Here is a 16,175-nt window from a genome sequence, read left to right as displayed (position 1 = left end):
GATTAAGCGTAAAATTCGTTAACTAATTCAACAACACTTTCTACTAATGGAACTTTCGCTACGCGAACTTCCTCAAAATACTTCTTAGCTTCAGTTGCTGTCGTTTCGCCAATACAAAATGCAATACCTTTTGCTTTGTTCTGCTTTAAGAAACTTTGAACTGTAGATGGGCTGTAAAACATAACTCCGTCTAAATCGCCTTCTACTTTTTCTGCATCAAACTTTGTTTCGTAAGCTTCTACTTCGTTGACTTTGATATTGTTTTCTTCTAAAATATTTGGAATAGTATCTAATCTCAAATTACTACAGAAAAATGTTGCTTCAGAACCATCCATAAATTCAACCATATGATTGGCTAAATCTTTAGCATACTGTTCGTAATGCTTAACTTTTCCTATTTTTTTCTCTACTAAACGCTTCGTTTTTCTACCAACGCAATAAATATTTTTGAATTGTAATTCTACAGCTGAAAAGTTAGTCAATAAGGCTTCAACAGCATTCTGACTTGTAATAATGACGTTTTCAATTTCGTTACGAACGATGCTTTTTGTTAATCGATTAGGATTAATTTTTACAGAATCATTGCTTTGCGCAACCACATCGTCATGAAACTTAGCAACCTGGTCGTTTGTTAATTTTTTAGTGGAATAGATGTTGGTTATTTTGTCGCCTTGGGTGAGTTCGTCAATTAATATTTTACCACCTTTTCCAATAATATAATCAGCACAGAATTCTGCAATATTGTGATGGCTTCCTAAAGCAGCAACCTTAGTTACTTCAATCTTTTTGGTACCATCTTTACTTAAAAGAATTCCTTTAAAATTAACTTCTTCCTCTTTGTTGATGTAACAAATAGCACCAATTGGTGCTGTACAACCACCTTCTAAACGGTTTAAGAATTCGCGCTCAATAGAGGTACAGATTTGAGTAACTTCGTCATTGATTTCTGCAACAATTTCTCTTGTTTCTTCATCAGACTCTAAAGCCGTAATCATAATAGCACCTTGTGCTGGTGCAGGAATCATCCAACCTAAATTAATAGAATTTTCTGGTGTAATATTTAATCGACCTAAACCTGCTCCTGCAAAAATAGCACCATCCCAATCTTCGTTTTCTTCAAGTTTTTCTAATCTAGAATTCACGTTTCCTCGTAAACCAACAATTGTGTGTGTTGGGTAACGATTTAACCATTGTGCACGTCGTCTTAAACTTCCTGTTGCAATAACGGCATCTCTGGCTGACAAAAACTCTTCGTTTGTTTTAAAAACTAAGGTGTCGTTAATATTTCCACGTTTTAAAACTGCGGCTTGAATAATACCTTTTGGTAAAACGGTTGGTACATCTTTAAGTGAGTGAACCGCAATATCAATAATGCCCTTAAGCATTGCAATATCTAAGGTTTTTGTGAAAATCCCTGTAATGCCAAGTTCGTACAACGGTTTGTCGAGCACTAAGTCTCCTGTTGATTTTATTGGGACAAGGACAGTTTTATGACCTAAGTGTTCAAGTTGAGATTGAACAGTTTTTGCTTGCCACATAGCGAGCTGGCTATCGCGTGTGCCAATGCGAATTATTTTAGACATTATCGGTAGTTTCTAACTGGAATATTTTTTTGATAAGCTCAATGCTTTCATCTGAAGAATTACTGTCTTCTCTTAAGTGGTGTGCAAACTGATTAGTGATTTTCTGAATGAGATTATTAGTAATCAGTTCAGCATGGTCTTCATTAAAATCAGCTAATTTTTTGCGTTGTGTATTGAATTCAGAATTTTTAAAATCTGTCAATTTATGTTTTATAGCCTGTATGGTTGGTACAAATTTTAAGGTATTTAACCAAGCATTAAATTCGGCTGTAATTTCTAATATAATTGCTTCAGCATCTGGAATAAATGCTTTGCGTTTTTCTAAAGTATCATCGGTAATTTTAGCTAAATCATCTAAATGTACTAACGTAATATTATCGTGTTCTGTAATATCTTCGTTTACATTTTTAGGGATAGATAAATCTAAAACTAATAATGGTTTTTTTGTAGAAATTAAAGATTTGTAAACCGTTGGGTTTTGCGCGCCAGTAGCAACAATGATAATGTCTGAAGCGTTAATTTCTTCGGTTAAATTTTCGTAATCTTTTACAACAAGATTAAATTTACCAGCAACTTCTTCAGCTTTAGTTTTTGTTCTGTTTATTAAAGTTATGTGCGAATTCTTAGTGTGTTTTACTAAATTTTCGCAAGTGTTTCTTCCTATTTTACCTGTTCCGAAGAGTAGAATGTTCTTTTCAGAAATCGTTTCTACGTTATTCATGATGTATTGAACAGAAGCGAAAGACACAGATGTTGCACCAGATGATATTTCGGTTTCGTTTTTAATACGTTTACTAGCCTGAATTACAGAATTCACTAAACGTTCTGTAAACGAATTTAATAATCCTGCTTTCCTTGATGCTTTGGCACCAAACTTAAGCTGACTGATAATTTCAAAATCACCTAAAATCTGACTATCTAAACCAGAACCAACACGAAACATGTGGTTAATGGCTTCTTTGTTTTTGTGAACGTATGCTACTTCTTGAAATTCTTCAACAGTGCCTTTTGTGTTTTCACATAACAATTGAATCAATTGAAAAGGATGTTCTGCAAAACCGTAAAGTTCGGTTCTGTTGCATGTAGATATCACCACAAGACTTTCTATACCATTTTGCTTGGCTTGAGACAAAACGTTTTGTTTTGCATCATCACTAAGACTAAAATGACCACGTACTTGCGCATCAGCTTTTTGATAGCTGAGCCCTATTGCGTAAAAATATTTGCTTCTATTTGGCATGTGTTGCTTTACTCGTTTACCTGACTATGGAAAGTAACAGCGCAAATGTAATTTTGATATTTAAAAAAAAACAACGCTAGAAGAACTTAAAGTATCGATTGTGGTTTTTTAGGATGGTTTTTAACAAAAACATGATAAATATCATATTTTTGCAGTGAAACCAAGGGTTTTTAGAGTCTTTGTTTAGAACGAATCTAAATAGTATTGAAATGAAATTAGAAAAATCAGCTTTAAAAAGTAACGCTGAAGGTACTTTTGACGAAATTAGTATTGAAGACGGCTTTATTTTACTAACGAGTAAGAATGATGGTGATATTCCAAAAGTTATTGAGCGTGAGATTGATAGCAGTTATATTCAGTTTCATTTTTGTATTAAGGGTTCAGCGGCTTTTATGTTTAATGAAGGCAATTATACGTTGAATATAGCTGAAGAGACATCATTGTTACTTTATAATCCACAACGCGATTTACCCATTCATTTAGAACTAAAGCCACACTCTTGGTTAGTTTCTTTGGTGATTTCTATTAAAAAATTCCATTCGTTATTTTCTGATGATGCTAATTATGTAACGTTTTTAACGGATGATAATAAGGATAAAAAATATTATAAAGATGGTAAAATTTCACCATCTATTGCTGTAGTTTTAAATCAGATGATTAGTTTTAACCTTAATAGTTCTATTAAATCTTTATACTTTAAGGGAAAAGCTTACGAATTGTTGAGTCTGTTTTTTAATAGAAGTGAAGATGCAGATATTGAGCAATGTCCTTTTTTAGTTGATGAGGTTAATGTGGCTAAACTTAAAAAAGCGAAAGACATCATTATAGCTAATATGGCTGAACCACCAACATTACAGGAACTTGCTGATGATATAGGTTTAAGTCTTAAAAAATTAAAAGAAGGGTTTAAACAGATTTATGGTGACTCTGTTTTTAGTTTTTTGTTTGATTATAAAATGGAAGTGGCTCGTAAGCTATTAGAATCTGGTGATTATAATGTTAACGAAGTAGGTTTAAAGGTAGGTTACAGCACAGGAAGCCACTTTATTGCAGCTTTTAAAAAGAAGTTTGGGACTACGCCTAAGAAGTATATAACAGCCTCTAGTTGAAATACTAAACATTAGGAATAACTATGTCAGTTTTATTGATTAGTTTGTAACCCATAGTCTAAAAGAAGAACATTACTTAAATCTCCTAAATTAATATCATTTCCTTTTATTTCTGGAGAATAGTCTTTTAATAATCCATACAAAATGGTTTTTCTAACTAAATTAGGCTCAACGATGAAAGGGTTATTATACATACTTGCATTCTTTCCATTAATTTTATGTCTGAAATTGGCAAACAGCTTTTGAGAATTATATTCATCAGAAATTATTAATAACATTACACCGTAATAATCTGGTTTAACCATCCATTTAAAAGGATGGTTATTTACAGTAATTTTTCTAGATTTTTTCTTTGGAAATGCCATTTTATTTAAAGCAAGACAAAATAAGTTTCGGTCTTAATTTAATAATCATAATAATTATCACGTCCACTTGGTGTAACACGTTCACGATCTTTGTAAATCGCTAAATTGATTATTTCAGTGTATTGTTCTTCTAGTTCTTTTGTCTTGTCTACAATAGTTCCGTAGCTATCTGATTTAGAATAGTAGTCTACGACCAATTGTGTTAGATCCTTTGGTTTAATAAAAGAGATGTAATGTAGAACTTCTGACTTGCCTGAGTACTCATCATCTTTGTCTATTTTAAAGAAGTACATAACAGCATTTTTCTTGCCTTTATCAGTTATAAACTCACGTTTAAATAGAAATTGAACAGAATCTGTTTCCTTTTCAAAATTAGCATCAGATAAGAGTTTAGATTTGGCAAATTGCAGTTGATCTATTTTAAAGGATTTTAATTTCTTTAAAAGTTTAGCTTCATTTAATTCCTCTAAAAGCAAATATTGATTTTCTTCATCGTCAACCAGCTTTTCGGTTAATTTGGCTGGAATAGGTTCCTTTGCTTTAGTTAATAGAACATAGTATTTAACTAATGCATTAGTGTCATCTACGTTCAATAATTTCTCAAAGAAATCTTGTGCAGAACGCTCAGTTCTATAAGGGAAAATAAGTCTAACGTAAGTTGCTAAAGTGTAAGAGTAAGAATTATAACCGTAATTAGAATTTCCTAAGTTACGTTTTACTTCAATTTTACCGTCATTAATTAGTTGACTCTTGTATTTTTTATAAGATTTTGTTTTTATATAACCACTATCTTTTACTCTTGCCAATAAGTTATACAAAGGTTGCTTATATTCCGTAATCGTTGAATATTCTAGGATTTTAGGGAAAAGTGTAGCCTTTAGTTCTAAGGAGTCTTTTCCGTAATAATTATAGAACATGCTACTAACGCTTCCTAAAGGTAAGTCTCGCTCCATTAAGTCTAAAGCAATCTTATAATTTTCTTTATTGTTAGAGGCAAATAATCCATCTAAAATAGCAGTTTGTGTTTGTGTATCAGAATAACTGTCGTGATAGAGTTGCTTAATAAACGGTAGGTTGTTCTTTAAATCTATTTCTATCAACTTACCTACTAAATGAGATTTAATGTCTAAGCGTTCTTTATCGAATTCAAAATTCTTAAGTACAGCAATAATGTCTTTACTATTGTGTTTTTTGAATTTAATTAAACCATAAGATTCTAAAATAATACTGTCTTTTGCTCGCAATGCTTCAAAAAACTGACCTGTTTTATCTTTAAGTACACTTTTACCTAAAAGGGTATCTATCGGTGTGAATGTATCGTAGAATTCTGTTACAAATTTTGAAGGTCCACTGATAGAATCTACCAGAGTCTTTAATTCAAAAAGTACACCTTGCTTTAAAATGTTTTTTACTAATACTTGTTTCGCACTAGCGGAATCTGTGTAGCTAAAACGATTGGTATAAATAGAATCTTTTTTAGATGAAGAACGGTTAGAAATTTTAAAACCTTTATTGGTATTAAAATAATATGAACCATAATTAACTTGCTTTTCTAAGTCAGCCCAAAGACTATCAATGTTATGATACATCTGTAAATCATGAAACTTAGTTCTAGAAACTGCAATTTGCTCGTTAGCGTGTGTTGAGTAAGTTGTTTCGTTAACTTTTCGCTCGTAGTCTTTATCTTTTTTTCCGGTATTATAACCGTATCCATAAGGATTTGGAGCAGGTGCTTTAGAATTTGTATTCACAGAAAAATGTAATGTTGTATCTATTACTTTTCTAAAACCAGAATAATCTGTTTTGTTGAATTTAAAAGATTTAAAGAATGCAGATTTATCATCTTCATTACTTCCTACATAGCCTAACAAATAGTAACTACCATCTTTTACAATGGTTTTTAAATGTAAATTTTTGTTAGAGGTAGAATCGAGTATAGCTCTAGATTCGTACGTTTTATAATCACCTGCTTTAAAGCCTCCATCTACTTCTTCAAGTTTATAATTTTTATACAAGGCATGATGAAAATATTTAGCTTCAAAACTATCTTCTTCTATATAAGACATGTCATTTAAAACCGCTTCTTCTACAAAGTAATATGCATCATCTTTATGACCTTCAATTAGTTTTTTTCCATAGTTATGCATATTACTTGAGACGTAATATTTAGGGAAGTCAACTTCAAATTTTTTATTAGGAGCAACAAACAATTGTGTGTCATTTGTTGGTGTTTTTAGAGTAATAGATTCAAAAATTTTGGCTTGATGTTTCAAAACAAAATCACTACGACCAGCAAATTTTATAATTATAATTTCTAATGGCGTTTGGTAAATATGATATTTCTGAAACTCGCCTTTCTTTGTTTTGTTTACAATACTAATACCAGGATATGGTGTCGTTAATTCTTCCTTTTTTATTATATCTCCAGGAATATCTTCATATAACAAATGGTCTATATCCTCTAGTGTAATATTTTCCTTTTCGTTAGGTAAATAGGTGAAACGACTAATTCTATTCATGGTTAAATAAGCACCATTAGTCATGTCTGGGTCTAGATAGTATTTTTGTCCACCATAGGAAAACTCGCGTAGCTTATCGTAAGTGTTAATACTTAAAAAGTTATCTGGAGTACTGTGAATTTTAAGTGTTGGCGCAATAAAAAGACTATCTAATTTTGTTTTTTCAGTTTTACTAAAATCTGTTTGTTCTGACGTTAACGATTTTACAGTATATCCTCTTTTACGCAACATGTTGATCATACCTTGATCACCTGGCAAATGTGCAGCTCCTACACCAGCAAATACGGATTTAGTTGGCATTAGTTTTGCCAAAGCTACTACCATATTTTTATTACGAATGTAAAGCATATTCTCTCTGTAGAATTCTGTATTTACACCTGCACCAATAGAATCTAATAAATCTAAATTTCTGTCTCGATAAAGATTTTCTTGAATTAAATATGGGTTTTCCTTAGCATACAATTTTTGTACCCAAGGATCCAATTCTTTTTTGTTAGCATTATAAGCCGCTTTAGTTGTTAAGTAGCGAGATTCTGCTAAATCTTCTAAAGCATAAATGTCTTTATTGTTTTTCTTTCCTGCTTGAAAAATAAACATGTCTAAATATGTTTCTTCTTCAAAATTATCTGAAGCATAGCTTTTTCTATACAAATAAGCATTTACGGCATTATTATCCATTCTAACCGAACCTCTAATTGCCATTTCCTCAGGATGCGTTAACTTAAATAAATTGGTGTAAAACTCATTGCTATAATTGCTATAAGCAGCCATTTGGTCTAACATCATTTCATAATTAAAACCTGGCCATGTTGTTGGGTCAGATTCTAATGCAATGCAATCACTTTCTTCTAATGCTTTATAAAAAACATCATCTAAACGGAAAGCCACTTTTTTGCTAACGTGCATGGTTCCATAAAGGTAAGAGGGTTTTTCTAATCCGTTACCGGTAATTTCCCAGAGTAGGCTCTGATATTGTTGTTGAGAGAAAGCGATTATTGTAAATAATGTAAGAAATAGAGATAGGGTTTTTTTCATAATATGTATTTGTCGAGTCTTGTAAAGATATTTAAATCCTTTAAATAGCCATATATAATTAGTAAAACTCGTTAAAAAGTTAGATTTATAGATGTTTAAGGTCAATAGAATAACTTCAAAATCATTAAAATATTTGATGATATCACTATAAATAAAACCAATACTGTTCTTCGTAAAGTATTGTAATTAGTATTGTATTTTTGTAGTTGAAAAAAATAAGCATGTCAAAAGGAATTTTATTAGTTAATTTAGGTTCTCCAGAAAGTCCAAACCCAAAGGATGTAAAGAAATATTTGGGGGAATTTTTAATGGATGAACGTGTTATAGATTTACCGCTACTGGCGCGTACGTTATTGGTAAAAGGTATTATTTTAAATACGAGGCCTAAGGCTTCTGCCGCTGCTTACAAGAAAATTTGGTGGGAGGAAGGTTCGCCTTTAATTGTACTGTCAGAACGACTTCAAGAAAAACTTCGAAATAAAGTAGATTATCCTGTTGCATTAGCCATGCGTTATGGAAGTATGACAATTAAAAAAGGATTACAAGAATTGGTAGACAAAGGATGTACTGAAATAAAAACCGTTCCATTGTATCCACAATTTGCTATGGCAACTACAGAAACAATTGATGTAAAAGTAGATGAGCTGGTTGCTGAATATTTTCCTGAGGTAAAAATTACAAGAACACCTGCATTTTATCATCGTAAAGATTATATAGATGTACTTTCTAAAAGTATTGGTGAAGTTTTAAACGATTTAGATTACGAGCATATTCTTTTTAGTTACCATGGCGTGCCAGAACGACATATTAGAAAAAGTGATATTACCAATGGCAACTGTAAAATGAATGGAAAATGTTGCTTTAAAAAAGGTAGTAAGCAGCATGAGTTTTGTTACCGTCATCAATGTGAAATTACAACGGTAAATGTTGCTAAAAAACTAGGCTTAAAAAATGGAACTTATTCTACAACGTTTCAATCTAGACTTGGATTTGATCCATGGTTAAAACCATATACAGATCGTACGATTGAAAGAATGGGAAAGGAAGGCATTAATAAAATGGCTATTGTAACGCCTGCTTTTGTGAGTGATTGTTTAGAAACTTTAGAAGAAATTGCCATGGAAGGTGAGGAAATTTTTCACGAAATGGGAGGTAAAGAATTCACTGTTATTCCGTGTCTTAATGAGCGCGATGATTTTGCTCAAGTACTTGCAAATATTGCTGACGAATGGGTAAATGCTGAAACTATAGCCAAATAATGGCAAAAGTGTCTTCACAAGATTTAGGAACAGAATCCATTGGTAAATTACTGATAAGACAGGCTGTGCCTGCAGCTATTGGTATTTTGGTAATGTCTCTAAATATTTTAGTAGATACTATTTTTGTTGGAAATTGGATTGGCTCTACAGCCATTGCAGCTATAAATGTTGTGCTTCCGGTTTCCTTTTTTATTGCTGCTTTAGGTATGGCAATTGGTGTTGGTGGTTCTTCAATTATTTCGCGTGCTTTGGGCGCAGATAATAAGGCTAAAGCACTAAAAACGTTCGGTAATCAATTAACCCTCACATTTTTATTTACCATCACATTTGCGGTATTTGGTTTGTATTTTGTAGATACGTTAATTCCTGCATTTGGAGGAAAAGGAAATATTTTTGAACCTGCTAAAGTGTATTACGAAATTATACTTTATGGTGTTCCTATTTTAGGATTTGTAATGATGGGTAATAATGTTATCCGAGCAGAAGGTAAACCTAAATTTGCCATGTATGCGATGCTAATTCCATCTATTGGTAACTTAGTATTAGACTATCTTTTTATTAATGTTTTAGATTACGGAATGGCTGGAGCAGCTTGGGCAACTACAGGGTCTTATATTGTTTCTTTTCTATTTATATTTTGGTATTTTTTATCTAAACATTCTGAATTAAAAATTAACCTTTCGCATTTCGTATTCGATAAAACTATAGTGTCTGAAATAGGTTCTTTAGGTTTTGTAACCCTAGCAAGACAAGCAATAGTAAGCGTTACGTTTTTATTAGTAAATAACGCATTATATGATTTTGGAGGTGAAACCTCAGTAACAACTTATGCTATTGTTGGTCGATTAAGTATGTTCGCTTTGTTTCCTGTTTTTGGGATAACACAAGGATTTATTCCTATTGCAGGTTATAATTTTGGAGCAGGAAAATATGATCGAGTAAAAGAGGTTATTTTCACAGCTATAAAATATGCTACTATTTTAGGAACCATTGTTTTTATTGGCTTAATGGTTTTTCCTGAGATAATTACTAAATGGTTTACAACAGATGCGGATGTTATACGAGAAACGCCAAGCAATATGCGATGGACGTTTGCAGCTGTGCCTATTTTAGCGCTTCAACTTATTGGAGCAGCTTATTTTCAGGCTGTAGGTAAGGCTTTGCCAGCATTATTGTTAACCTTAACTAGACAGGCTATTTTTTTTATTCCTTTAATGTATATTTTACCACTGTATTTTGGGGAATTTGGTATTTGGTTGTCTTTTCCAATTTCAGATGTGCTTTCAACATTAGTAACAGGTTATTTTTTATATCGCGAAGTGAATTTAAATCTAAAATCTAAAACAACAGAGTAATTTTTAATCCGTAATTTTAGATTGACATAATTATTCAATTTTAAACACACTGTTTTTTATAATATGGAATATTACAATTACATAAAATCTTTACACCTCATTTTTGTTATTACGTGGTTTGCTGGTTTGTTTTACATTCCTAGATTGTTTGTTTATCAAATAGAAGCTTTCCATAAGCCATCACCAGATAAGGAAATATTAGGCAAACAACTAAAGTTAATGTCTAAGCGTTTGTGGTTTATTATTACTTGGCCTTCGGCAATTTTGGCAACCTTGTTTGCTGTTTGGTTAATGATTTTATTGCCAAGTTGGTTTCAACAAGGTTGGATGCATGTAAAGCTGCTTTTTGTTCTTTTGTTATTCATCTATCATTTTAAAACGCATCTATATTATAAGCAACTTCAAAAGGATGAGGTAAAAATAACCTCTAGTTTTATGCGTATTTGGAATGAAGGCGCAACTTTTATATTGTTTGCCGTGGTTTTTCTAGTGATTCTTAAAAACTCTATCAATTGGATTTTTGGAATTTTAGGTCTACTTGTTTTAGGTGTCTTAATTATGTTAGGCTTCAAATTGTATAAAAATATTAGGTCCAAAAATCCTGAAGCCTAATTTAAACTCTAGTAAAACAGAGTTTTTAAATACTTGGTATTTATAATTTGAGAATTGGCCTTCGCATTTTTGGATTGATTATTGCTATATTTAAAACTTATAATTCAGAATTAAAAGATACCCATTTGCATGGGCATTTCTATGAATAAAAAACGTCTTTCCTTAAGAGCTCGCATCATTTTAAACATGGTACTTTTGGTACTAGTGGCTTCAGTTTTAATAGCTGCTGTTACTATATATCAATATAGAGAAGAAGCGAAGGATTATCACAGAGAACGTTTAGAGCGTAAGGAAAAAGCGATAAAACAGAGCATTGATTTTGTTATACGTGAAACCACATATCCTGTTACAACAGAGAATGTTCCATTAATTTTTAAAGATGAAATTTTTGATATTGATGCTATTCATAATCTTCAGATTAATTTATACGATTTAGATGGTCAATTACTCAAAAGTTCAAAACGTACTATCCAAAGAGATACGACAGATACATGTCTAAATCCCGAAATATTAAATACCCTATCTAATACATTAGAGCATCGTTATGTGGTGAAAAATGTTGAAGCCGGACAAACATTTCAGTCGTCTTACACTTATATAACGGATGAGAAGTTTAAGACTTTGGCGATTCTAAATTTACCTTATTTAGAGAATGATGATTTTTTAAATAAAGAGCTAAAAGAGTTTTTATTGCGTTTGGCTTTGGCTTATGTGGTGTTAATTCTCGTTGCTATTATTTTTGCTTATTTTATATCTAAATTCATAACCAAATCACTGAGAACCATTAGTGATAAGATGAATGAAACACGATTAGAAAAACGGAATAAAAAAATACAAATAGAATCCACTAGTGCAGAAATTGAAGCATTAGTTAATGCTTATAATAGTATGATTGATGAGCTAGAAGCCAGTGCTGTGGTTTTGGCGACTAATGAGCGTGAGCAAGCTTGGCGAGAAATGGCAAAGCAAGTAGCGCATGAGATTAAAAATCCTCTAACACCAATGCGATTAACGGTTCAAAGTTTTCAGCGTAAGTTTAATCCAGAAGATGAAAACATCCATCAAAAGGTTAATGAATATAGTAATACATTGATTCAGCAAATTGATATTATGAGTTCTATAGCTTCAGCATTTTCTAATTTTGCTAAAATGCCAGCGCAAAAAAGTGAAAACTTAAACGTAGTGCATATTGTAAAATTAGCACTCGATATTTTTAATGAAAGCTATATTGAATTCTATTCTGAAGAGGAAGAAATCATTGCTAAATTTGATAGAACGCAGTTAATTAGAGTGGTTACCAATTTGGTGAAAAATGGTATTCAAGCAATTCCTAATGATGCGGAAAATCCAAAAATAGAAGTTCGTGTATTGAGTGAAAATGACAATGTTAGTATCACTATAGAAGATAATGGCTTAGGAATTGAAGAGGAAACAAAATCAAAAATATTTGAACCTAAATTCACCACAAAAACGAGTGGAATGGGCTTAGGTTTAGCGATGGTAAAAAACATTGTGGAAACTTATAACGGAAGTATTACCTTTACATCTCAATTAGGAAAAGGAACTATTTTTACGGTTACATTTCCTAAGAACCCATCAAATTCTGCTAACGCAGTGGTTTCTTAGCAACGAATATTAAGGTTATGTTTAACTTGAGGACTTGCAAAGAAACTTAGACTATTAAACAACAAGCTTCCCTTTTTTGTGGAAATAAAACATACTTAAAATGAACTACAATAATATATTAGCTAACTATTCAGATGGCATCACAACGATTACAATCAACAGACCTAAAAAACTAAATGCTTTAAATAGAGAAACTATATCAGAATTGCACAATGCTTTTAACGATGCTGATAATGATGAAAACACTAAAGTAATTATTATAACCGGAAGTGGTGAAAAAGCGTTTGTAGCAGGTGCGGATATTAGTGAATTTGCCGACTTTAGTGTTAAGGAAGGTGGAAAATTAGCAGCTGAGGGACAAGAGTTATTATTCGATTTTGTTGAGAATTTAACGACACCTGTTATTGCGGCAATTAATGGTTTTGCGCTTGGTGGTGGTTTAGAGCTTGCAATGGCTAGCCACTTTAGAATTACAAGTACTAATGCTAAAATGGGCTTGCCAGAAACCTCATTAGGTGTGATTCCTGGTTATGGAGGAACTCAACGTTTACCTCAATTAGTAGGTAAGGGTAGAGCTATGGAAATGATTATGACAGCAGGAATGATTGATGCCAACCAAGCCTTAAATTATGGTCTAGTCAATCATGTAGTTGCTCAAGAAGAATTGGTACCATTTGCAGAAAAATTAGCCAGTAAAATTATGCGTAATTCATCTGTTGCCATTGGTAAAGCGATTAAAGCAATTAACGCTAACTACAAAGATGGTAAGGATGGTTATAAAGTGGAAATTAAGCAATTCGGAAAATGCTTTGGGACTGAAGATTTTGTAGAAGGTACAACTGCTTTTTTAGAAAAACGCAAGGCTGAGTTCCCTGGTAAATAGAATACTTGCAGTTAAACCTATTTAACTCAAGATTTCCTTGAAAATAGTTTAGTTATAAAATAAAGAGGTGCTATTAGTATAAAGCTAGCCACAACAAGTGGACTCATTATTAGTAATTGTATTTTGTAGATTTGATACATAAGTTTAAGTGTTAATTTTTGACAAATGTATAGCCTGGTTTCAACCTAAAAAACAATATTTTTACCTAATAACTGTGCAGAATTACCCTTTTTCAGGCAACGTCTTGGGTCTTATAAAGAGAGTATATAAAATTGTTTTAAACAAAAAAAAGTGGGTTCTCTACTACCCACTTTTTTAACTAAATAAATAAACTAATAATATATAAACAACAATTTATATTCTAAATTTTGATGAACATCTGGTCTCATCTTGTAAGCACATTTTAAATCTTATTATCTTTCTTTATGTTCAGAATCGATAAGAAATTTTAATACTTCAATATGTAAGTGCTTACACAAATTTATACATAATTACATTTTAAAAAAACAAGCATTTTGGCATAATTGTATGGTATATTAACCAAGTATGTGTTGGTTATGTTTATTGTGGTTAATATATTATTATTTTAGGGTAATTTTCTATACATTTAACATTTCGACTCATGTAGGAGAAGGATTAATGTTTAAATCTAATTTTAGTTAGTTTTATGATTATTAGAATTGATAATTCTTGATAAAACTATTTTCGTAGCGTTTGATTTTATAAAATGGATATTTTAATACATACTAACCCTTAGCTAAGCATTTAATAATAATAGTTAAAAACAAAAAGTGGACACGTAAGTGTCCACTTTAAAATAAATAATGAGTTTTATTTATATGCTGAAGTTTTTAATAAACACTCTATTGTTAGACTTAATAATAGTAGTGTAATTGCCTCTAAGATTGTCATCTAACTTGTATACACGGTTAAATACAGTTTGCCCTTTTAGCGTCTCTGTGTGAATTAGATTACCATCAAAATAAAGTTCTATTTCCATATCCGCACCATCTAGGGCTAATTTGGTAATTAAAACAGAGGAGTTTTTATTTCTAACTACAGGTTTGTGAATTACCTTTTTGTTAGCTTCTAAAATAGAAACAATGGCATCTTTTACTTCAATTGTGTTAATTTCAATTTTAAAACCATTGGTTACTTCTATATCGTACATACCATTCTTTAACTGTGTGAAATCATAAAGAGTGATTAGGTTTCCGCTATAGTTTACTTCTCCACTGTAGATAACTTCTCCGAAAGCATCAGATACAGAAATGTGATTTCCTTTGTTAACGTAGTTAAAAGCAGATTCAGCTTTTACAACTTCGTTTGCGTAGCTTGTAGATGTTCCTAACACTACAGCTAATACTAAAATAATTTTAAATACTTTTTTCATAATAATATGGTATTAAGTGATTACTGATACAAATGTATAGGGTATTCACAACTTAGAAAACATGAGTTTTATCATATTTATATATTATTTTAACTGAATATATGCCCTGTTGTTTTTATTGAGGTAAAATAGAATATATTTGTGTTAATTTGATATAGAGTGGATTTTTTATGCAATAAGAGGAGCTAGAACTTATATTCGTAACTCAATATATTTATGATGCTTAGTATATTTAATTTTAGTAGCTGGTAATTTAATTATATTTGGCTAATTGAAATCATATAATACACATTAGATTTAGTGCATAATTTTATTGGATGATTGAGAATAAAAAACGCTACATATTTAGATGTAGCAAAAACTAAAAGAGAAATATATAAAACTAAAAAGTGGGCTTTTAAGCCCACTTTTTTTACTAATAAAACTAATGTATAAACAATAAATTATAATTTAAAGCTCTTTACAAATACACGACCATTTGATCTAATGATTGCTGTATAATCACCTCTAAGAGATTTGTCTAATTGGTATACGCGGTTAATAGTCTCTTTACCTTTTGCAACTTCTGTATGAATTAGCTCATTTTCAAAATATAATTCCACTTCCATTTCGTCAGTGTCAATTGCTAATTTCGAAATAATAACTTTAGAGTCTATAGTTCTAAATACAGGTTTAAAAATTTTAGAGTTAGAATTTTCAATAAAAGTAACAACATTGTTTTTTACCTCTACTGAGTTAACTATAATTTCAAAATCTTTGTTTACCTCTACAGTATAGATTCCATTATTCAGTTGAGAGAAATCATAAAGTTTTTCTAGATTACCAGCATAGTTAATACGTCCGTTATAAATAACCTCTCCAGAGGCATCAGATACAGAAATTAAATCTCCTTCGTTTACATTATTAAAAGTAGGTGAAACTTCTAACGTGGCATTTGCGTAGCTTGTGCATGTTCCTAACATCACTGCTAATACTAAAATGTTTTTAAATAATGTTTTCATAATCTTTCATTTTTGTGAAAACCGATTTTTTTTGATTTAAAATCAGTTTAAGTAATTCAACACTGCAAAGTTAGATTAGCATATCGTTTTAGAAAACATCAGATTTGGCAAATTTATGTACAAAATTAACCTCAACTTTGTTATATAAACGTTAAAGAGTTAATATGCTATATAATTTTGGTAATTTTACATAGT

At 31.2% G+C, this 16,175-nt stretch carries 12 protein-coding genes; 6 read left to right on the top strand and 6 right to left on the bottom strand.

Going from position 1 to position 16,175, the window contains the following annotated elements; genetic code table 11:
- Nucleotides 1–2 precede the first annotated feature (2 nt).
- Complete coding sequence (hemC, locus tag Q0807_RS07080) at nt 3–1,583, bottom strand: hydroxymethylbilane synthase (RefSeq protein WP_299108021.1); 1,581 nt, start codon at nt 1,581–1,583, stop codon at nt 3–5.
- Nucleotides 1,576–2,823 carry a glutamyl-tRNA reductase gene (gene hemA, locus Q0807_RS07075; protein ID WP_299108019.1) on the bottom strand — a complete coding sequence of 416 codons (1,248 nt, stop codon included), beginning with the start codon at nt 2,821–2,823 and terminating at the stop codon, nt 1,576–1,578. The genes hemC and hemA overlap by 8 nt, the downstream gene beginning before the upstream one ends.
- 209 nt (nt 2,824–3,032) lie before the next feature.
- Here hemA and Q0807_RS07070 point away from each other — a divergent pair, with 209 nt between their 5' ends.
- Nucleotides 3,033–3,932 (top strand): helix-turn-helix transcriptional regulator, encoded by a 900-nt coding sequence (locus Q0807_RS07070; protein WP_299108017.1) that lies wholly within the window; start codon nt 3,033–3,035, stop codon nt 3,930–3,932.
- Between the two features lie 32 nt (nt 3,933–3,964).
- On the opposite strand, the gene Q0807_RS07065 is transcribed toward Q0807_RS07070, so the two are convergent.
- Both Q0807_RS07065 and Q0807_RS07060 read right to left on the bottom strand, forming a co-directional pair.
- The gene (locus tag Q0807_RS07065) at nt 3,965–4,297 is read right to left on the bottom strand and encodes a hypothetical protein (protein WP_299108015.1); all 333 of its coding nucleotides are present in this window, start codon (nt 4,295–4,297) and stop codon (nt 3,965–3,967) included.
- A 38-nt stretch (nt 4,298–4,335) separates the two neighbouring features.
- Complete coding sequence (locus Q0807_RS07060; protein ID WP_299108013.1) at nt 4,336–7,851, bottom strand: TraB/GumN family protein; 3,516 nt, start codon at nt 7,849–7,851, stop codon at nt 4,336–4,338.
- 221 nt (nt 7,852–8,072) lie between these two features.
- Between Q0807_RS07060 and hemH the strand changes: the two genes are divergently transcribed.
- From hemH to Q0807_RS07035, 5 genes are all read left to right on the top strand, one after another.
- Complete coding sequence (gene hemH, locus Q0807_RS07055; RefSeq protein ID WP_299108011.1) at nt 8,073–9,110, top strand: ferrochelatase; 1,038 nt, start codon at nt 8,073–8,075, stop codon at nt 9,108–9,110.
- Nucleotides 9,110–10,465, top strand: coding sequence for an MATE family efflux transporter (locus Q0807_RS07050; RefSeq protein WP_299108010.1), 1,356 nt, complete (start codon nt 9,110–9,112; stop codon nt 10,463–10,465). The genes hemH and Q0807_RS07050 overlap by 1 nt, the downstream gene beginning before the upstream one ends.
- Nucleotides 10,466–10,528: 63 nt before the next feature.
- Nucleotides 10,529–11,077 (top strand): CopD family protein, encoded by a 549-nt coding sequence (locus Q0807_RS07045; RefSeq protein WP_299108008.1) that lies wholly within the window; start codon nt 10,529–10,531, stop codon nt 11,075–11,077.
- Nucleotides 11,078–11,218: 141 nt separating this feature from the next.
- Complete coding sequence (locus tag Q0807_RS07040) at nt 11,219–12,703, top strand: ATP-binding protein (protein ID WP_299108651.1); 1,485 nt, start codon at nt 11,219–11,221, stop codon at nt 12,701–12,703.
- A 100-nt stretch (nt 12,704–12,803) separates the two neighbouring features.
- On the top strand, nt 12,804–13,586 hold the full coding sequence (locus tag Q0807_RS07035) for an enoyl-CoA hydratase-related protein (protein WP_299108006.1): 783 nt from the start codon (nt 12,804–12,806) through the stop codon (nt 13,584–13,586).
- 835 nt (nt 13,587–14,421) lie between these two features.
- Here the strand turns inward: Q0807_RS07035 and Q0807_RS07030 are convergent.
- On the bottom strand, nt 14,422–14,979 hold the full coding sequence (locus Q0807_RS07030; protein ID WP_299108004.1) for a hypothetical protein: 558 nt from the start codon (nt 14,977–14,979) through the stop codon (nt 14,422–14,424).
- A gap of 443 nt (nt 14,980–15,422) precedes the next feature.
- Nucleotides 15,423–15,980: a hypothetical protein gene (locus Q0807_RS07025; protein WP_299108002.1), complete on the bottom strand. Its 558-nt coding sequence runs from the start codon at nt 15,978–15,980 to the stop codon at nt 15,423–15,425.
- Between the last annotated feature and the right edge of the window lie 195 nt (nt 15,981–16,175).

This window comes from uncultured Winogradskyella sp., assembly GCF_947495255.1.
Lineage (GTDB): Bacteria > Bacteroidota > Bacteroidia > Flavobacteriales > Flavobacteriaceae > Winogradskyella.
The sequence above is the reverse complement of the archived record's forward strand: the minus strand, read 5'-3'. Positions and strand labels throughout refer to the sequence as shown.

Excerpts from the sequence above, each read along its gene's own strand:
- hemC (WP_299108021.1), bottom strand. The coding sequence starts at position 1,583 with ATGTCTAAAATAATTCGCATTGGCACACGCGATAGCCAGCTCGCTATG.
- hemA (WP_299108019.1), bottom strand. The coding sequence starts at position 2,823 with ATGCCAAATAGAAGCAAATATTTTTACGCAATAGGGCTCAGCTATCAA.
- Q0807_RS07070 (WP_299108017.1), top strand. The coding sequence starts at position 3,033 with ATGAAATTAGAAAAATCAGCTTTAAAAAGTAACGCTGAAGGTACTTTT.
- Q0807_RS07065 (WP_299108015.1), bottom strand. The coding sequence starts at position 4,297 with ATGGCATTTCCAAAGAAAAAATCTAGAAAAATTACTGTAAATAACCAT.
- Q0807_RS07060 (WP_299108013.1), bottom strand. The coding sequence starts at position 7,851 with ATGAAAAAAACCCTATCTCTATTTCTTACATTATTTACAATAATCGCT.
- hemH (WP_299108011.1), top strand. The coding sequence starts at position 8,073 with ATGTCAAAAGGAATTTTATTAGTTAATTTAGGTTCTCCAGAAAGTCCA.
- Q0807_RS07050 (WP_299108010.1), top strand. The coding sequence starts at position 9,110 with ATGGCAAAAGTGTCTTCACAAGATTTAGGAACAGAATCCATTGGTAAA.
- Q0807_RS07045 (WP_299108008.1), top strand. The coding sequence starts at position 10,529 with ATGGAATATTACAATTACATAAAATCTTTACACCTCATTTTTGTTATT.
- Q0807_RS07040 (WP_299108651.1), top strand. The coding sequence starts at position 11,219 with ATGAATAAAAAACGTCTTTCCTTAAGAGCTCGCATCATTTTAAACATG.
- Q0807_RS07035 (WP_299108006.1), top strand. The coding sequence starts at position 12,804 with ATGAACTACAATAATATATTAGCTAACTATTCAGATGGCATCACAACG.
- Q0807_RS07030 (WP_299108004.1), bottom strand. The coding sequence starts at position 14,979 with ATGAAAAAAGTATTTAAAATTATTTTAGTATTAGCTGTAGTGTTAGGA.
- Q0807_RS07025 (WP_299108002.1), bottom strand. The coding sequence starts at position 15,980 with ATGAAAACATTATTTAAAAACATTTTAGTATTAGCAGTGATGTTAGGA.